The organism is Marinobacter sp., assembly GCF_033722735.1.
Lineage (GTDB): Bacteria > Pseudomonadota > Gammaproteobacteria > Pseudomonadales > Oleiphilaceae > Marinobacter.
The window spans coordinates 71,511-89,498 of the sequence record NZ_JAWVYN010000011.1; the positions used below are offsets into that span (position 1 = coordinate 71,511).

Consider the following 17,988-nt stretch of genomic DNA (forward strand, 5'->3'; position numbering starts at 1 on the left):
GCCTCCTGCGCCGGCCCGCAAGTGTACCACGACCGGTCTGGCGGGCGTTGGTGGGCCGGGCATCCCGGGCTGTTTGCGAGGGCCTTGCGGTGCTATCTTATAAGCCTTTCATTTCAGAGGCTCGACTGAGTCTCCTGAGTCTTGAGTGAGCATTGAGCGACGGCGATGGCCCAGGCGGCATCGGCGTACCGGCATCGGGAGTTGGAGAGATCATGGCGCAGAAACGAATTCTGCTGGGCGTGACCGGGGGAATTGCCGCTTACAAGAGCGCGGAGCTGGTCCGGTTGCTGAAGAAGTCGGGCCATGCGGTGCGTGTGGTGATGACCCGGGGGGCCGAGGCCTTCGTCGCCCCGTTGACCTTTCAGGCCCTCAGTGGCGAGCCGGTGCGAACCTCCCTGCTGGACCCGGAAGCCGAGGCGGGCATGGGCCACATCGAGCTGGCCAAGTGGGCGGACACCGTGGTGGTGGCCCCGGCCTCGGCGGACTTCCTGGCCCGTCTGGCCCAGGGGCTGGCCGATGACCTGCTGACCACCTTGTGTTGTGCCACCGAGGCTCCCATTGTGCTGGCGCCGGCGATGAACCAGGCGATGTGGCGCAACCGGCGCACCCAGCGCAACGTGGAACTGCTGCAGGCGGACCCCCAGGTCACCCTGTGGGGACCGGACCAGGGCGAGCAGGCATGCGGCGATACCGGGCCGGGGCGCATGCTGGAGCCTCAGGCGCTGGCGGATCGGCTCAATGGTGCTTGCGAGGGGCCGCTGAGCGGTTTGCGCCTAGTGATTACCGCCGGCCCAACGCGGGAGCCCATCGATCCGGTGCGTTACATCAGCAACCACAGTTCCGGCAAGATGGGCTACGCCCTGGCAGCCGCGGCCCGGGCCGCCGGCGCGGACGTCACCCTGGTCAGTGGGCCGGTCAACCTGGCTGGGCCGGCTGGCGTCACGCGGGTATCGGTGGTGACCGCCGAGGACATGCTCGCCGCGGCAAGCGAGGCGGTGGACCGGGGCTGTGACATTTTTATCGCCACCGCGGCGGTGGCGGACTATCGCCCCGCCAACTGCGCCGACCAGAAAATCAAGAAAACCGCCAGCGACCTGTCGCTGGAGCTGGTCCGCAACCCGGACACCCTCGCCACCATCGCCGGGCGTCCGGATGCGCCGTTTACCGTGGGGTTTGCGGCAGAAACCACAGACGTGGCCAAGTACGCCAACGATAAAATGCAACGCAAGAAACTCAGCATGATCGTGGCCAACGACGTGTCCCAGCCCGGGGTGGGCTTCAACAGCGACAACAATGCGGTCACGGTGTTCTGGCCTGGCGGCCAGCAGGACTTTGCGCCTGAGAGTAAAACCGCACTGGCCGGGCGACTGGTGTCCTTGATCGCCGAACGCTACCGGACCGCTCGCGCTAACCAGACCAAGCCGTAATGACAAGGATTACCGATGACCAAACGTAAATTGCAGGTGCGGGTGCTGGACGCCCGCATCGGCGACACCATCGCCTTCCCCGAATACGCCACCGACGGCTCCGCCGGACTGGATCTGCGGGCCTGTCTGGACCAGCCGCTGACGCTGGCGCCGGGCGAGACCGAATTGCTCAAGACCGGGCTGGCCATCCACATCGAGGACCCCTCCCTGGCGGCGATGATCCTGCCCCGCAGTGGCCTGGGCCACAAGCACGGCATCGTGCTGGGCAACCTGGTGGGGCTGATCGACTCGGATTATCAGGGCGAGCTGATGGTTTCCTGCTGGAACCGTGGCCAGAGGCCGTTCACCATCGAGGTGGGCGAGCGCATTGCCCAATTGATCCTGGTGCCGGTGGTGCAGGCCGAATTTGAGGTGGTGGAGTCATTCGAGACCAGCGACCGGGGCGCGGGTGGATTTGGTTCAACCGGAACCCGTTGATAACGCGAACGGGCATGCACAGTCTATTGAGGCTATACTTTTCCAATAAGATTCAGTGCCTTAAAGGGGCGTCAACGGTCACGCAGGGTTTGCTATGAAACTGGGTAAAAAAAAGGAAGCGGTCGAGGACGCACCGGCCAGCAAACAGGGCAAAAGTGGCAAGAAGGCGAAACGGCCCAGGGGGCCGGGCCTCAAGCAGCTGACGAGCATTGCCGGGATGCAGGCCGGTATCGTCGTGCTGGCCGGGCTGGTGGTCGCGGCGGTAATGCATTTTTTGGTGGTGCTGCCGGCCGAGACCGAGCGTCAGGCTGACCACGCCCGCCTGATGGCCGAGCATGCCAAGGCCCGACTGGAACAGCGCCTGGGGGCGTTGCAGGCGCTGGTCGACGGCATGGCGTCGCAGCAACGGGTTCGCAATGCCCTGGCCGGCACGGTGGAGACCGAGACGGTCGCTGCCGAGTTGCACAGCCTGATGCCCGAGATTGAGGCGGTTTACCTGTTTCCCTACGGCGACATCCCGCGCTCGGCCATCGGTTCGGCGTCCCTCGGTTTTGCCAGTCTCGATTTGGCCCGGCGGGCGGAATCCGGCCGACCGCTCCATCCGGATGCCTTTCCCCGGGACGGCCAATGGTATGTCCAGTTTGCCGCCACCGTGCGCAAACCCAGCAACGATGCGGTGGCGGGTAGCCTGCTGGTGCTGATGAGGGCGGGCGCGCTGGCATCAACCCTGAGTACCCTGATGCCGCAGCAGGAAGGCGGGCTGGCGCTGGTCCAGACGGTTTCCGGCAAGGCCACGACGGTGGTCCAGCGGGGCAGTGGCAGTGGCGAGCGCATCGAGCTCGACCTGAGCACCCCCAACTGGAGTCTTCGCTATACCCCGGCCGCGGCGCCGGCCCCCCTGGTGGACTCGGTGCTTGCCGCGGCGGTGGTCATGGTACCGCTGGCGCTTGCGGCGCTGTTGGTCTGGCTGGTGCTGGGCCAGGCCCAGAAGGGGCTGCGGGCGGAGGTGTCGGCGCTCATCCAATGGGCCCAGAAAACCTTCAGTGGCGAGCGCCAGAAACTTCCCTCGGCCCGCTGGGACATGACCGCCGCGTTGGGGGAGGCGCTACAGCGGTTGGCCCAGACCACCGAGAAGCGCCTGCTCAAGGCGGCTGAAGCGGCCCGGGGCAAGCCCGCGGCACCGGCGGCCGCAGCCGACCAGCCGGCGGCGGGGGGTGACGAGCCGCTGTTCCAGGACAAGGACGTGCTCGATATTGACATGCTCGATGGCGACGACGATGTGCTGGGACTGGGGGGAGCGGCCCAGGAGGCCAGTTCCGGGGTGGAGATCGCGGAAGTGGCGGCGCCGGCCACGGACGTGTCCGCGGACATTTTTCGCGCCTACGACATCCGCGGCATCGTCGGGGAAAGCCTGACCCCGGAGGTGGTCGAGGTGATTGGCCGGGCCATCGGCAGTGAGGCCCGGCAGCGGGCCCTGGATACCCTGTGCGTCGGTTACGACGGTCGCCACAGCAGCCCGGAGCTGGCGTCCGCGCTGTCACGGGGGATCCTGGCCACCGGTTGCAACGTGATTGAAATCGGCTCGGTACCCACGCCGGTGCTGTACTTCGCCACCCACCATCTGGAAACCGGCTCCGGGGTGATGGTCACCGGCAGCCACAACCCGGCCAACTACAACGGGCTCAAGATGATGCTCGGGGGCGAGACGCTGTCCGGCGAGGCGATCCAGAAACTGCAGCAGCGGATCCAGGCCAACGATTTCGCCAGCGGGCAGGGCAGCCTGTCCCAGCAGGACGTGCGCCGCGACTACCTGGACCGGATCGTCGGCGATATCGCCGTGGCGGCGCCGTTGAAGGTGGTGGTGGACGCCGGCAACGGCATTGCCGGTGAGCTGGGGCCACTGCTGGTCGAGGAGCTGGGCTGTGAGGCCATCCCGCTGTACTGCGAGGTGGATGGCAGCTTCCCCAATCACCACCCCGATCCCGGCAAGCCGGCCAACCTGGCGGACCTGATTCAGCGGGTGCGGGACGAAGGCGCCGACCTGGGGGTGGCGTTCGATGGCGATGGCGACCGGCTGGGGGTGGTCACCAACAGCGGCAAGATCATCTGGCCCGATCGCCTGCTGATGCTGTTTGCCCGTGACGTGGTCTCCCGCAACCCGGGCGCGGACGTGCTGTACGACGTCAAGTGCAGCCGGCGCCTGGCGGGGGTGATCAACGAGGCCGGCGGTCGTCCGATCATGTGGAAGACCGGTCACTCGCTGATGAAAGCCAAGATGAAGGAAACTGGCGCCTTGCTGGCCGGGGAAATGAGCGGCCATGTGTTCTTCAAGGAGCGCTGGTACGGCTTCGATGACGGCCTCTATTCCGCGGCCCGGCTGTTGGAGATTCTGGGGATTGAGGATCGCCAGAGTGATGAGGTGTTTGCCGATTTCCCGGAGGACATCAGCACGCCCGAGCTCAATGTGGAGGTGACCGAAGCCAGCAAGTTCCCGCTGGTGGAACGGCTGAGCGCCGAGGGCGACTTTGGCGAGGGCAGTGTGAGCACCATCGACGGCATCCGGGTGGACTATCCCGACGGCTGGGGCCTGTGTCGGGCCTCCAACACCACGCCGGTGCTGGTGCTGCGCTTCGAGGCGGAAGACGAGTCGGCGCTGGAGCGCATCAAGTCGGTGTTCCGCGCCCAGTTGCAACGCATCGCCCCGGACCTGGTACTGGATTTCTGAGGGCGCCCCGCGCCGCAGACGAACTGAACAACTGACCAACGACCTGAACAGCTGAAGGTGTAACGAATGGCACTGGATCGTGAGACGGCCATGCAGGTGGCTGCAGTATTAAGCAAGGGCTTACCCTATATCCAACGGTTCACCGGCAAGACCGTGGTGATCAAGTACGGCGGCAACGCCATGGAGAACGAAGAGCTCAAGAGCAGCTTCGCCCGTGACATGGTGTTGATGAAGCTGGTGGGGATCAACCCCATCGTGGTTCACGGCGGCGGCCCGCAGATCGGCGACCTGCTCGAGCGGCTCAACATCAAGTCCCACTTCGTCAACGGCATGCGGGTCACCGACAGTGAAACCATGGACGTGGTGGAGATGGTGCTCGGTGGCCAGGTGAACAAGGAAATCGTATCGCTGATCAACCAGCAGGGCGGTACCGCGGTGGGGCTCACCGGCAAGGACGGCAACCTGATCCGCGCCCGCAAGCTGGAAGTGACCCAGCACTCCGACGAACTGGCCCGGCCGGAGATCATCGACATCGGCCACGTGGGCGAGGTCGCTCAGGTGAACGTGGAAGTGATCGACATGCTCACCCGCAGCAACGTGATCCCGGTCATCGCGCCGATCGGTGTGGGCGACGATGGTGCCTCCTACAACATCAATGCCGATCTGGTGGCCGGCAAGGTGGCCGAGGCGGTCCAGGCCGAGAAGCTGATCCTGCTGACCAACGTGTCCGGCCTGAAGAGCAAGGACGGCGAGGTGCTCACCGGCTTGACCGCCCGCCAGGTCAACGACCTGATCGAGGATGGCACCATCCACGGTGGCATGTTACCGAAGATCCGTTGCGCCCTCAGTGCGGTGGAGCAGGGGGTGCGGACGTCGCACATCATCGACGGGCGGGTGGCCCACGCCACCCTGCTGGAAATTTTTACCGATGAGGGCGTGGGCACACTGATCTCCCGGAACTGACGCCGCCCGGCTGTGCCACCTGTCAGAGGAGCCGACTGTTGAAGAAAATGCTAACCACCGTACTGGTGCTGGCCCTGTTGGGGTTCGCCGGGTTCAAGGCGACCGTCTGGTGGCTGGTGGATCGCGATCTGCGCCAGGCCCAGCTCGCCATGGACGAACTGGGGGTGATCGAGCGGGGCAGTATTCACTCCAGCATCGCCGGACGCGTCACCCTGCAGGAGGCCGCCTACCAGGACTTCCGCCTGACCCAGCCGCTGACGGTGGCGAAGCTGACCTTCGATGCCGGCTCGCCGCTGACGCTGCTGGGGTTCCTGGCGGACCCGGTGACACTGCCCGGGCAGTGGCAGGCCATCGCCACCGGCTGGCGGCTGGGCCTGGATGCCAGCATGTTCCGCAGTTGGGTGACCGCCGGTCGCACCGAGGATCCGGCGCTGTTTGCCCCGGTGTGCGGTCCGGATGCCCGCCAGCGGCTGGGCGCCGGCGACCTGGTGCGGGTGGGCATCACCGATGTCCGTGGCGAAGCCCTGCTGCGCCAAGGTGCCGACCGACTGTATTTCGAGCTCAACACCGAGGGCACCGGGAGCCTGGAAGTCAGCTGGCCCGGAGCCCGGCTCAACCTGGCCGACGCGGATCAGTGGGTGACGACAACGGATGCGCCCATGACGCTGACCGTGCGCGACGGTGGCCTGATGCGCAGGATCGCCGCCTACTGCGCCCGGGAGTCGGGCCTGGCGGTGAGTGACTGGTCGGATCAGGTGCTGGCGGCGTTCCGGACACAGCTCAATCGCACGGGCTATGAGCCCAGTCACCAGTTGCTGGCGCTGTATCGCCGCTGGCTGGAGGAGGGCGGTGAACTCACCCTGCCCCTCTCGCCACACTCCGATACCTACGGGGTACCGGTGCGGGAAGCGGGCACCAGCGGCGACGAGGGGCTGGCGCTGACCTACAACGGGGCGGCCGTACCCGGGGTGTACCTGAGCCCCTACACCCCGCCGGAGGAGTCGGTGCCGCAGCCCGCCCTGGCGCCGGTGGTGCCGGAAGAGGAGGGCCGGTGGGCCACGGCCGGTGGCTGGCGAGCGCGGCCGGTGACCAGCGCCGGGCAATGGTTGGGCCACCGGGTGCGGGTGCGGTTGCGCAGCGACCGGATTGTCGAGGGCCGCCTGGTTCGTGCGGATGAGCGCCAGTTGGAAGTGGCCCGTGCGGTGGACGGCGGCGAGGTGGCCTACCCGATGGCCGTCGAGGCAGTGACTCAGTTCGAGGTCTGGCGGCGCGGCAGCCAACCCCACTAACCCGGCAGGAGGAAGCCCATGTCAGCGAACGCAAACAACCCGGCGCAACAACCACCGGGCATCCGGGAGATGCTCACCCGGCTGATTTCGTTGCCGTCGGTCAGCAGCGCCTCGCCAAACTGGGACCAGAGCAACGAGGCGGTGGTGCAGACCCTGGCCGAGTGGCTGCGGCCGCTCGGCTTCAAGACCGAGCTGATGCCGGTGCCGGGCGCCCCCGGCAAGTTCAACCTGATCGCCACCCTGGGCAGCGGCCCGGGTGGCTTGGTGCTGTCCGGCCACACCGATACCGTGCCCTACGACGACAAGCGCTGGCAGAGCGACCCCTTCACCCTCACCGAGCGGGATGACCGCTGGTACGGCCTGGGCACCTGCGACATGAAAGGCTTTTTCGCCCTGGCCATCGAGGCCGCCCGGGACCTGGTGGGCCAGCCCCTGAAGCAGCCGTTGATTCTGCTGGCCACGGCAGACGAGGAAAGCTCGATGAACGGCGCCCGGGCCCTGGCGGAGGCCGGCCGGCCCCAAGGCCGCTACGCGGTGATTGGCGAGCCCACCAGCCTCAAGCCCATCCGCATGCACAAGGGCATCATGATGGAACGGCTGGTGTTCCAGGGTCAATCCGGCCACTCCTCCAACCCGGCCCTGGGCCGAAATGCGCTGGAGGGTATGCACGAGGCCATGGGCGAGTTGCTCGCCCTGCGTGGTGACTGGCAGGCCCGGTTCCAGAACCCCAGCTTCGAGGTTCAGGTGCCCACGCTCAACCTGGGGTGCATCCACGGCGGCGACAACCCGAACCGCATCTGTGGCCGCTGCGAGCTGCATTTTGACCTGCGCCCGTTACCGGGCATGCAGATGGCAGAGCTGCGCCAGGCCATCCTGGACCGGCTGCAGCCGGTGGCCCGCCAGCGGGAGCTGGACCTGGAATTCAGCCCGCTGTTCGACGGCGTGCCGCCGTTCGAGACGGCGGCGGACGCCGAACTGGTGCGAGTCTGTGAGCAGTTGACTGGCCATCGCGCGGAGGCGGTGGCCTTCGCCACCGAGGCCCCCTGGTTGCAGCAGCTGGGCCTTGAGACGCTGGTGATGGGGCCGGGCTCGATCGACCAGGCCCACCAGCCCGACGAATACCTGGCGCTGTCCCAGGTCCAGCCCACCGTGACGGTGCTGCGCCAACTGATACAGCGCTTCTGCCTGGAGTGACGTCTTGAAATCGACCGACTGGTTACACGGGTTTCGCCACTCATCGCCGTACATCAACGCCCACCGCGGTCGCACGGTGGTGTTGACCATCGGCGGTGATGCCATCGCCCACGACAACCTGATCAACATCATCCACGACCTGGCGCTGCTCAGCAGCCTGGGCATCCGCCTGGTGGTGACCTTCGGCGCCCGGCCGCAGATCCAGAAGCGGCTGGAGGCGGCGGGGGAGTCGTCGTCGTTCCACCGGGGCCTGCGGGTGACCCGGGAAGCCCAGTTGCCCCTGGTGCTGGAGGCCATCGGCGGGTTGCGCAGCTACCTGGAGAGCCAGCTGTCCCAGGGGCTGGTCAATTCCCCCATGCACAATGCCCGCATCCGGGTCAGTAGCGGTAACTTTGTCACCGCCAAGCCGGTGGGCGTGCTCGACGGCGTGGACTTCGGCTTCACTGGCAAGGTGCGTCGGGTGGACGTGGACGGCATTGAGAGCCTGCTGGATCTGGGCTATATCGTGCTGGTGCCGCCCCAGGGCTATTCGCCCACCGGCGACGTGTTCAACCTGTCCTACGAGGACGTCGGCAGCCAGGTGGCTGCCGCCCTGCAGGCGGAAAAACTCATCATCTACACCCGTCACCAGGGGGTGCTGGACGAACAGGGGCAGTTGATCCGGGAGCTGTCGGCGCGGGAGGCCTCGGACCGACTGGCCGCGTCCAAGGCCAGCGGCGAGGACGCCGACCTGCTGCGCGCGGCCTGCAACGCCTGCGTCCAGGGCGTGAAGCGGGCCCATATCATCAGTCATCAGGTGGATGGCGCCTTGCTCGAGGAGCTGTTCACCCGGGATGGCTCGGGGACCCTGGTCAGTAGCGACAACTATGAGCAGATCCGTACCGCCAGTGTGGAAGATATCGGGGGCATCGTCGAACTGATTCGGCCGCTGGAGGAGCAGGGGATCCTGGTCCGGCGGTCCCGCGAGTTGCTGGAAACCGAGATCGACCGGTTTGTGGTGGCCGAGCGGGATGGCACCGTGGTCGGCTGCGCCGCCCTGTACCACTACCCCGAGGAACAGGCCGGCGAGCTGTCCTGCTTTGCCGTGGACGCTGCCTACCGGCGTGGTGGCCGCGGCGACGAGCTGCTGGCGATGGTGGAGCAGATGGCCCGCCAGCAGGGTATCCGCCGGCTGTTCGTGCTCACCACCCAGACCGAACACTGGTTCCGCGAGCGCGGCTTCCAGCCCTCGACCGTGCAGGCGCTGCCGGGGCCCAAGCTGGCGGCCTACAACGTCCAGCGCAACTCAAAGGTGTTCGTCAAACCGCTGGGCTAGTCGATCGAGCCGCTGCCGCCGTGCGTCCGGTGCCAGCCGAGACAGCGCCTCGACGGCCTGATAGAAGTCCGGGAAGTCAAAGTCCTGATCCCGCAGCAGCTGGCGAAACGCCGGTACAAACTGGTGGTACTGCTGGAACAGAGCCAGGTGGGCGTTGTTGAGGTTCGCTGGATCCCGCCCCAGTGGGCCCGGCTGGGCCCAGTCCTCGGACAGGGCCAGATAATCCGCCCGCAACTGCTGCAGGATGGCCTGCTTGTCGGCGCGCAATTCCGCGTCCGGCCGCTGGCCCGCCTGAGCGTACAGCGTTTCCAGTCGGGCGGTGGCCTGGGTGACCAGGGCCTGGGTCTGGCGTCGCCGCGCCAGTCGCTCCAGCGCCCGGTTGAACCCTGCCGGTTCGCCCTGCTCGGCCAGCCACAGGCGCAGCCCTTCCAGTTCCACCGCGGTGGCGAAACTCTCGTTGAACGCGGTGTCCCCGGCCAGGTAGACCACCTGATGGCTGAGCTCATGAAACAGCAGGGCAACCATGCGCTCGCTGGGCAGGTCGGTGAAACCGCTGTGCAGCGGATCGTCGAACCAGCCCAGGGTGGAGTAGGCGGTGACAGCGCCGAGCAGGGTGTCGAAGCCCTGAGCATCGAACTGCGCTTGCTCGAGCCGGGCATTGGCCGGGTCGAAATAACCGCGATAGGATTGGCAGCCCACGACCGGGTAACACCATTGGTGAGGGGCCAGGGAGAACTCCGGGACCGCCATCAGGTTGACCACCACGTGGGGCCGCTCGAGCTGGATGTATTCCTGGTAGCTGTTTCCCACCGGCAACGCCAGCCGCTGGCGGGCGAACTGCCGCGCCGCCATGGCGGTGCGCAGTTGCCTGCGAAGCCCGGCATCCAACTGCGGATCGGCCAGCAGCTCGTGGATGGGCTGGCCCGAGACCATCAGATCCCATTGACCGCCGATGGCCTGACTGTAATAGCGCAGGGAGGTACAGCCGCTGACAGCCGCCAGTGTTAGCAAAATGAGGCAGAACTGGCTAAGCTGTTTCATTACTCTGATAGGACACTCGACGCCCGTTACGATGTACATTGTTCACCAGCCGGTTAGCGGCGGCCGCGACCGCGCTTGGAGTTTTTTCCTCAACGGTGTAACGGCTATACTACAGTCACACCCCCCGGAGTGGCAGTGAGTTTCTGCTGACTTTACAGGGACACTGGCTGATGGCCGGGCGGTATCCCCAGCTCTGGCTGTCGGCATTGCCAGCAATCAGGTAGTCAATGGATTCCAAGGAACGTCGCGCCAGTCCCCGAAGGCCCATCAAGCTTGCCGCCCAGCTGGTATTGGGTGACAACCTTGGGTTGCCCTGCCAGATCGCCGATTTTTGCGCGGAAGGTCTGTTCGTACGCTTCTCCGCCGACACCGAGCGCAAACTGGACGGAGCCCTGTCGCGGGCGGGCAACGGCAGTCTGCGGATTCGCTTTCGCAGTCCCGATGGCCAGGGCCGTCACGAAGTGTTGGTGGATGTGGTCCGCCGCATTGAAGGGGCGATCGGTGTGGTGTTCGCCCGCGCCAACCCGGACGCGGTGGCCGCCATGCTGAAAGTGTGTGGCGGCAATGGCGAAACCGAGCGCCCCAGGCTGCGTCCCCCCAGCGAGCGGGTACAGTTCATCCTGCACCAGTGTGCCAGGGTGGTTGTCCAGCATCTTGAGCCATTGATGGATGGCTGTTTCAGGCGGATGATTGAGGCGCTCAGACAGTCCGCCCAGCAAGCGGGCAACGACCAACAGGCCAACGAATTCATGGATGCCTCCGGCCAGTTGGCAGCGCGTCAGAGAATCATCTGGCACCAGATGAACCAGGCCCTGCAGTCCCCCTTGAAACCTCGCCCGAAGGGACCGCCCGGCGCCGAGCTGTCGCTGGTGGACAAGGGGGAATTCGAGGACTGGCTGACCCTGCGGGTGATGGTGACCAAGGCGGACACGCTGTATCGGGCCGAATTGCTGCGGCTGAAACTGCGGCTCGACAGCCTGGCCATCAGTAACGACACCGGCCACCAGAACCCCCTCGGTCCGGCTCTGGTGTGCGAGGCCTTTCATTCCGGGTTGGCCCTGCTGAAGGCCAGCCGCATGGTGGAGAGGGTGTGCCTGAAGGTGTTCGAAACCCAGGTGCTCAACCATCTCGAGCCCCTCTACCGGGAACTCAATACCATCTTGGTGCGCCACGGCATCCTGCCGGAGCTGGACCTGAGCAAGTACCTGAGTGAACGGAAATCGCCGTCATCCCCCAAGCCACAGGTGTCGGCGGCGGAAGCGCCGGAGCGCTCGCTGCGCCAGCCCGAGCCCGCACCGGCGGCAGCCGTTGAACGCTCGGGGGTGTCCCCGCGAGCCAACGGTGATGGACATCGCGGCGACGGCTTTCGATTCCACGACCAGGAGGCCCGGTCCGCGTTCGCAACGGTGCGCAACCTGTTGGATACCCTGAGCGCCAGCCGGCTGGCTCATGGCGACCCGGAGCCGGTGAGCTTTCCGCCCAATGCCCGCCCATTGTCCGCTGGCGAATTCCAGTACCAGTTGCAGCAGTTGCAGCGGGACAGTCTGGAACTGGACGCGGCCACGCCCTCGCTGAAGGAGCGGGTCGTCGAGCGGGTCCGTGCCGGGGGCGAAGCCCGGCTCAACGACGACCAGCAAGGCACGGTGGATGTGGTGGATCAATTCTTCGCCAGTGTGGTGGAGAGCCCCCGCATTACCCAGAACATGCAGACCCAGTTGCGGCAGCTGGAAGTGCCGGTGCTGAAGGTAGTGATGCGGGACCGTGGTTTCTTCGATGACAAGAACAGCCCGGTCCGGGGCGTGCTCAACCGGCTGGCCCAGCTCAGCGTGAAAGGTGGGCGCATCAATCCAGTCAGCCAGCGGCGCATTGAGGAAGTGATCCAGCGGGTGGTCAACGACTTCGATCAGGATACCGGCGTCTTCGACTGGGCGGTGCGGGAACTGGACGGCCTGATCGAGCGCCAGAACCTGGTGTATCGCCGCAATGTGGAACGGGTGACGGCCGCGGCGGAGGGCGCGCAGAAAGTATCCGAATCCAAAACCGCCGTCTCCGCCGCCCTCAATCAACGACTACAGGGACGGCGTGTGCCCAAGGTGGTGCTCAGCCTGCTGGATGGAGGCTGGCGTGACCTGCTGTCGCTGACCTGGATCCGGCAGGGGCCGGAGAGTCAGTTGTGGGAAGATTATCTGGCGGTGATCGACTCCCTGGTGGCCTTCGGCGAGGACCCGGAGAGCGCCATCAACCTGCCCGAACTGCTGCGGGTGATCCAGGACGGCCTGGCCTCCATCTCCAGCAACCACATGCCGCCGTCGCAAATCCGCGATGAACTGAAGCGGTTCCTGGTGCGTAAGCCCGACACTCCGGTGGAGATGGTGGAAGTCCGCGAGGAGAGGCCTGCGCCGTCGCCCGCGGAGCAGTTGTCCGAGCGGGAGGAGCGCAGCCTGCAGCGCTGGATTCAACGTGCCCAGCAACTGCGCACCGGGGACTGGCTGCGGGACCAGGAAAAGCCGGAGGAGGTGCAGTACATCCGGCTGGTGTGGGTGGCCCGCGGTTTCAGCCGTTTTGTCTTCGTGAACCACCAGGGCATGCGGGTGGTGGAGCTGGAGTTGCGGGAGCTGGCCCAACGCATGAAGCTGGGCCGAATCATCCCGGACAGTCAGTACGACCGACCGCTGGTGGACGAAAGCATCGACCGCATGGTGCGCAAGGTCTACGACCAGTTGTCCTGGGCCTCCACCCACGACGAGCTCACCGGGTTGCTGGCGCGCCGGGAGTTTGAGCGGGTGCTGGAACAGCAACTGGCCCGCCACGAGGACGAGCGGGTGCTGGTGATGCTGGACCTGCGGCAGTTCCGCCTGCTCAACGACACCGCCGGCTATAAGGCCGGGGACGAGGCGCTCAAGTCGGTGGCGGACATCCTCCGCAACCAGGTGGGGGAGGGCATGCCCCTGGCCCGGCTGGCGGGGAATGAGTTTGCCTTCCTGCTGCCGGCGGAACAGGCCGAAGACACCGTTGGCCTGATCATCCGCACCATCGAGGCCCTGGAACTGAATTATTCGGGCCGGCGCTATCACCTGTCCGCCAACGCCGGCCTGTCCGCCCCGATGGCGGCGTTGTCTACCCCGGAACGCTGGTTGCGGGGGGCGGATGAAGCCTGCAAGAGTGCGAAACAGCAAGGCAATGGCCGGCTGGCCTGGTTCGCCCTGGATGCCAGCGACCAGAGCCGCCAGGAGCAGATCGCGGCCAAGCTGGCCAGTCTGGCGAACCTGGACGAGGAGCGCATGCTGCTGCGCTGCCAGAAGATCATCCCGTTGCATGCCCAGGCCACCATGGCCACCCAATATGAGATTCTGATCAGCATGTACGACGACGCCGGCAACCTGATCACCGGTAGCGATTTTGTCCGCACCGCCGAGCGCTACAACCGGATGCAGGCGGTGGACCGGTGGGTGGTGGGCCACATGTTGGATTGGCTGCGGGAGGCTGGGGCGGACACCCCGGGTGGGGTCTGCATCAACCTGTCCGGCCATTCGCTGAACGATGAGTCACTGCTGGAGTATGTCTACGACAAACTCAGCGAAAAGGACGCCCCCATCGAGCGACTGTGGTTCGAGATCACCGAGGCGGCCGCCATCAACGATCTTCAGGGAGTGGCCGATTTCATCAACGAGATGAAGGAACTGGGGTGCCGCTTCTGCCTGGGTAACTTCGGCAGTGGCCCCACTTCGTACCAGTACCTGCGCAGTTTGCCGGTGGACCTGATCAAGCTGGATGGTGCCTTCACCGCCCAGCTCTGCAGTAGCGAAACCGACCGGGCCATGGTGGCGTCCATGGTGGACATGGCCCACTACATGAACCGCGAAGTCATCGCCTCCCAGGTGGAAAGCCGGGACGTGCTCGATATTCTGCGCCAGCTCGGTGTGGATTATGCCCAGGGGTTCGCGATCGAAAAGCCCCGCCTGCTCGGCAGCCTTAACTGATTCACCGGAACCTGGTACTCCTATGTCCAAGCGCCATCCCATCATTGCGGTAACCGGTTCCTCCGGAGCCGGTACCACCACCACGGGCCGGGTCTTCAGTCGTCTGTTTGCCAGCGAGGGGCTGCACGCGGCCATGGTCAGCGGCGACAGCTTTCACCGCTACACCCGGGAACAGATGGCCCGTCTGGCCGCCAAGGGCCAGTTTGGTGAGCGCAACCACTTCGCCCTGGCGGCCAATCACATCGACAAGCTGGAGGCGCTGTTCTACGACTACGGCCACACCGGCAACGGCCGCCACCGCCAGTACGTCCACGACGAGGACCGGGCGCTGATCGAGGCCGGCCACAAACCGGGCACCTTCACCCCCTGGGAGCCGCTGCCGCCGAACACCGACCTGCTGTTCTACGAGGGCCTGCACGGCGGGGTGGTGAGCGAAACCTGCAACACCGCCCAGTACGTCGACCTGCTGATCGGCGTGGTGCCCATCGTCAACCTGGAGTGGATCCAGAAGATCCACCGGGACACCTTCCGCCGCGGTTATTCCCAGGAGGCGGTGGTGAAAACCATCATCAACCGGATGGATGACTACGTTCACGACATCGTGCCGCAGTTCTCCCACACCCACGTCAACTTCCAGCGCATCCCGCTGGTGGACACCTCCAACCCCTTCGTGGCTCGGGACGTGCCCACCGAGGACGAGAGCATGGTGGTGATCCGTTTCCGCGACGCGGGGGAGGTGGATTTCCCCTACCTGCTGCAGATGATCGCCGGCAGCTCCGTCTCCCGCCACGACACCCTGGTGATCCCCGGCCCCAAACTCTCCCTGGCCATGGACCTGATCATTCGCCCGATGGTGCTGAATCTGATCGGGCAAAAGTCGTTTGCCTGAGGCCTGGGCTTGGCCGATAAATGTACACCGTTTCCATCGGGGCTGTTCGAGTTCATGGAAAAAAGAAGACTGAATCGGAGCTGGATCGTCTACAGTCTCGGACTCCTGCCAATAGCCTTGCTTAACGAATATTTGAGAGATCAGGAAGTAAGCGGTTGGTGGCGGTTCGGTTTGGTGCTTACATGCATAGTGCTACTTCGATTAATTGGTGACTACATTGAGTCCCGTGTAAGTCGCAACACTTAACCGGTGATTGTGCTGTCAGATCCTCGGGCACTCGTCTCGCATCAGCCCCAGACAACAAAGGCCCCGCTTGGGGCCTTTGGCTGACGGTGGGCAACCGATCCGGCTACTGCTGTTGCTGGCGGCGCTTCCTCCCTGCCACTCCCAGGATACCCAGGCCCAGCAGGGCCAGGGTGCCGGGCTCGGGCACCGGAACTGGGCTTGCCCCATAGAGGTTGACGTGGGACAGACCTCCGCCTCTCCCGTATTCGTTAATGAATGCCCAGTCGCCGCCGGTCATGCCCAATTGAAGGGAGTAAACGAACCATTCGTCGGGCTGGTTGCCGGTTCCAAATTTGAACGCGATGGCACCGCTGTTGTAGGTGTTCCAGAAGCTGCTGTCGAAGCTCCAGCTTCCCGCTTCACCGGTTTGGGAATAAGCGATGTTGAACGGGTTATCGAATGAGGGCTGTTTGCCAGCCGGTTCATAGTCGGCACCGGCAGAGCTGTTGAGGAACAGGTCGTTGTGCAACTCGCCGGTCAGGTTGCCGGTCCCGGAGGCCAGGCAGGCCGAGACCTGGCTGTCATCGACTGAGAGGCGGTTTTTGGTGGGGTCCGTGCTGCAAAGGACTGAAGCGGCGAGTGCTTGATTGCCCAATAGATAAGCGGCCAAGGCGATCCCGCCGACAACCTTCCGGGTTGGTTTAAGGGGAGTCACGTCCGTTTTGCTCCTATAGCTTACAAATTGTAGAGAACAGGACGCGCTATAGGCAAAATCCGGGCCACCTAAAATAATATTTATTAATCAAGATGTTGCAAGTTTGGCTCTCTCTTCCTGAGAACAAGGTGTAAAAAAGTCGGACAGTGCATCTTGATGTGCCTGCAACGAAAAAAGCCGTCTACCCAAGGGGCAAACGGCTCATTCCCGCTTCGGGGTCAGGCGGTCAGGCGGCCGTCCCGGTAATCCTCCAGCGCCTGCTCGATTTCCTCCCGGCTGTTCATCACGAACGGCCCGTACTGCACGATGGGCTCGCCGATGGGTTTGCCCGCCACCAGGACCAGCCGGGCGCCCTCCGGGCCGCCCTGTAGGGTGAGGCGGTCACCCTCGCTGAGCAGGCTGGCGGCGCTGGTGCGCAGGGCCTCGCCGGCCAGCTTGGCGCTGCCTTCGTAGAGGTAGGCCATGGCGTTGAGTTCCGCCTCCAGCGGCAGGGTCAGCTCGCCGTGGGCGGCCAGCTCGATGTCCAGGTAGACCGGTCGGGTATTGCCGCCACTGACGGCGCCCTGATGGCTCTGGCCGTCCAGTTCCAGGGTCCCGGCGATCAGCTTGATGGCGCTGCCCTCGAGGTCCACGCGGGGGATCTCTTCCGCCTGGATGTCCCGGTAGCCCGCCGGCTTCATCTTCTCCGCCGCCGGCAGGTTGAGCCAGAGCTGGAAGCCGCGCATCATGCCTGCTTCCTGCTGGGGCATTTCCGAGTGGATGACGCCGCGGCCGGCGGTCATCCACTGCACGCCGCCGTTCTTCAGGTTGCCCCGGTTACCCAGATGATCCTCGTGGAGCATGTGGCCCTCGATCATGTAGGTCACTGTCTCGAACCCGCGATGGGGGTGCGCCGGGAAGCCGGCGATGTAATCGGCGGCCTGGTCCGAGCCAAACTCGTCCAGCATCAGGAACGGGTCCATGCGAACCGCCTGGCTCTGGCCCAGGGAGCGCTTGATGCGCACGCCCGCGCCGTCGGAGGTTTCCAGGGCCGGGATGATCTGCTTGATGGTACGTTCTGTCATGTCACACCTCCTCTTGGGTCCAGCGGGCTGGCTGACCGTCAGGCGGTCAGCGCGTCAATGTGGTTGTCGGCCTTGTCCAGGGCCTGGGCTTTGCTGTCGTCGCCCATGTTCAGGCCCTCGGCGTAGACGAACTCCACGCTCTTGAGACCCAGGAAACCCAGGAACGATCGCAGGAACGGTGTCTGGCTGTCGTTCGGGGTGCCCGCGTAGATGCCACCCCGCGCGGCCAGCACGTAGACCGGCTTGTCGTCCAGCAGGCCCTCCGGGCCGTTCTCGGTATAGCGGAAGGTGATGCCGGCACGGGCTATGTGGTCGAAGTAGGCCTTCAGCACCGACGGCACGCCAAAGTTGTACATGGGCACACCCAGCAACACCGCGTCGGCCTGCTTGAACTCGGCAATCAGGGCGTCGGAGTAGGCCAGCACCTCGGCCTGTTCCGCCGTCGGTTCGCCCTGGGCGGCGAGGAAGGCGCCGAAACGCTCGGCGTCCAGGTGCGGCACCGGCTCCCTGGCCAGGTCGCGGATCTGAACCTGGGCGTCCGGGTGCTGACGGGTCAGCTTGTCCAGGGTCTTGGTGACCAGCTGGGAGGATTGGCCGTTTTGACCAAAAATACTGGCGGTAATGACAAGGATGTTCTTCATGGCTGATGCGCTCCTGTGTTCGTGTTGTCAGGTGATGGAGCTA

13 protein-coding genes are annotated in these 17,988 nt (G+C 65.1%); 9 read left to right on the top strand and 4 right to left on the bottom strand.

From position 1 onward, the window contains the following. Positions 1 to 212: 212 nt before the first annotated feature. The 7 genes from coaBC to argA all read left to right on the top strand — a co-directional run bounded on the left by coaBC (position 213) and on the right by argA (position 9,390). Positions 213 to 1,427 carry a bifunctional phosphopantothenoylcysteine decarboxylase/phosphopantothenate--cysteine ligase CoaBC gene (gene coaBC, locus R3175_RS10060; RefSeq protein WP_318944138.1) on the top strand — a complete coding sequence of 405 codons (1,215 nt, stop codon included), beginning with the start codon at positions 213 to 215 and terminating at the stop codon, positions 1,425 to 1,427. A gap of 15 nt (positions 1,428 to 1,442) precedes the next feature. Next, entirely contained in the window at positions 1,443 to 1,904 is a 462-nt protein-coding gene (gene dut, locus R3175_RS10065; RefSeq protein WP_318944139.1) for a dUTP diphosphatase, read from the top strand. Positions 1,905 to 1,998: 94 nt separating this feature from the next. Then, positions 1,999 to 4,629 (top strand): phosphomannomutase/phosphoglucomutase, encoded by a 2,631-nt coding sequence (locus R3175_RS10070; RefSeq protein ID WP_318944140.1) that lies wholly within the window; start codon positions 1,999 to 2,001, stop codon positions 4,627 to 4,629. A 66-nt stretch (positions 4,630 to 4,695) separates the two neighbouring features. Further along, complete coding sequence (gene argB, locus R3175_RS10075; RefSeq protein ID WP_318944141.1) at positions 4,696 to 5,592, top strand: acetylglutamate kinase; 897 nt, start codon at positions 4,696 to 4,698, stop codon at positions 5,590 to 5,592. Positions 5,593 to 5,639: 47 nt separating this feature from the next. Further along, positions 5,640 to 6,881 (top strand): acetylornithine deacetylase, encoded by a 1,242-nt coding sequence (locus R3175_RS10080; protein WP_318944192.1) that lies wholly within the window; start codon positions 5,640 to 5,642, stop codon positions 6,879 to 6,881. Positions 6,882 to 6,899: 18 nt separating this feature from the next. Further along, a complete protein-coding gene (gene argE, locus R3175_RS10085; RefSeq protein ID WP_318944142.1) occupies positions 6,900 to 8,075 on the top strand; it encodes an acetylornithine deacetylase in 1,176 nt (391 codons plus the stop codon). Positions 8,076 to 8,079: 4 nt separating this feature from the next. Further along, positions 8,080 to 9,390 (top strand): amino-acid N-acetyltransferase, encoded by a 1,311-nt coding sequence (gene argA / locus R3175_RS10090; RefSeq protein ID WP_318944143.1) that lies wholly within the window; start codon positions 8,080 to 8,082, stop codon positions 9,388 to 9,390. Here argA and R3175_RS10095 read toward each other — a convergent pair. Continuing rightward, positions 9,361 to 10,431 carry an aminopeptidase gene (locus tag R3175_RS10095; protein WP_318944144.1) on the bottom strand — a complete coding sequence of 357 codons (1,071 nt, stop codon included), beginning with the start codon at positions 10,429 to 10,431 and terminating at the stop codon, positions 9,361 to 9,363. The two genes, argA and R3175_RS10095, sit on opposite strands and share 30 nt — an antisense overlap. Positions 10,432 to 10,658: 227 nt before the next feature. Here R3175_RS10095 and R3175_RS10100 point away from each other — a divergent pair, with 227 nt between their 5' ends. After that, positions 10,659 to 14,411, top strand: a complete 3,753-nt coding sequence (locus R3175_RS10100) for a DUF1631 family protein (protein WP_318944145.1) — start codon at positions 10,659 to 10,661, stop codon at positions 14,409 to 14,411. A 22-nt stretch (positions 14,412 to 14,433) separates the two neighbouring features. Then, entirely contained in the window at positions 14,434 to 15,300 is an 867-nt protein-coding gene (locus tag R3175_RS10105; protein ID WP_318944146.1) for a phosphoribulokinase, read from the top strand. Positions 15,301 to 15,649: 349 nt separating this feature from the next. Here the strand turns inward: R3175_RS10105 and R3175_RS10110 are convergent, their stop codons facing one another. The 3 genes from R3175_RS10110 to R3175_RS10120 form a co-directional block, all read right to left on the bottom strand. Further along, the gene (locus R3175_RS10110; protein WP_318944147.1) at positions 15,650 to 16,240 is read right to left on the bottom strand and encodes a PEP-CTERM sorting domain-containing protein; all 591 of its coding nucleotides are present in this window, start codon (positions 16,238 to 16,240) and stop codon (positions 15,650 to 15,652) included. Positions 16,241 to 16,458: 218 nt separating this feature from the next. Then, positions 16,459 to 17,304: a pirin family protein gene (locus R3175_RS10115; RefSeq protein WP_318944148.1), complete on the bottom strand. Its 846-nt coding sequence runs from the start codon at positions 17,302 to 17,304 to the stop codon at positions 16,459 to 16,461. Between the two features lie 38 nt (positions 17,305 to 17,342). After that, the gene (locus R3175_RS10120) at positions 17,343 to 17,945 is read right to left on the bottom strand and encodes an FMN-dependent NADH-azoreductase (RefSeq protein WP_318944149.1); all 603 of its coding nucleotides are present in this window, start codon (positions 17,943 to 17,945) and stop codon (positions 17,343 to 17,345) included. Positions 17,946 to 17,988 lie beyond the last annotated feature (43 nt).

Excerpts from the sequence above, each read along its gene's own strand:
- coaBC (WP_318944138.1), top strand. The coding sequence starts at position 213 with ATGGCGCAGAAACGAATTCTGCTGGGCGTGACCGGGGGAATTGCCGCT.
- dut (WP_318944139.1), top strand. The coding sequence starts at position 1,443 with ATGACCAAACGTAAATTGCAGGTGCGGGTGCTGGACGCCCGCATCGGC.
- R3175_RS10070 (WP_318944140.1), top strand. The coding sequence starts at position 1,999 with ATGAAACTGGGTAAAAAAAAGGAAGCGGTCGAGGACGCACCGGCCAGC.
- argB (WP_318944141.1), top strand. The coding sequence starts at position 4,696 with ATGGCACTGGATCGTGAGACGGCCATGCAGGTGGCTGCAGTATTAAGC.
- R3175_RS10080 (WP_318944192.1), top strand. The coding sequence starts at position 5,640 with ATGCTAACCACCGTACTGGTGCTGGCCCTGTTGGGGTTCGCCGGGTTC.
- argE (WP_318944142.1), top strand. The coding sequence starts at position 6,900 with ATGTCAGCGAACGCAAACAACCCGGCGCAACAACCACCGGGCATCCGG.
- R3175_RS10095 (WP_318944144.1), bottom strand. The coding sequence starts at position 10,431 with ATGAAACAGCTTAGCCAGTTCTGCCTCATTTTGCTAACACTGGCGGCT.
- R3175_RS10100 (WP_318944145.1), top strand. The coding sequence starts at position 10,659 with ATGGATTCCAAGGAACGTCGCGCCAGTCCCCGAAGGCCCATCAAGCTT.
- R3175_RS10105 (WP_318944146.1), top strand. The coding sequence starts at position 14,434 with ATGTCCAAGCGCCATCCCATCATTGCGGTAACCGGTTCCTCCGGAGCC.
- R3175_RS10115 (WP_318944148.1), bottom strand. The coding sequence starts at position 17,304 with ATGACAGAACGTACCATCAAGCAGATCATCCCGGCCCTGGAAACCTCC.
- R3175_RS10120 (WP_318944149.1), bottom strand. The coding sequence starts at position 17,945 with ATGAAGAACATCCTTGTCATTACCGCCAGTATTTTTGGTCAAAACGGC.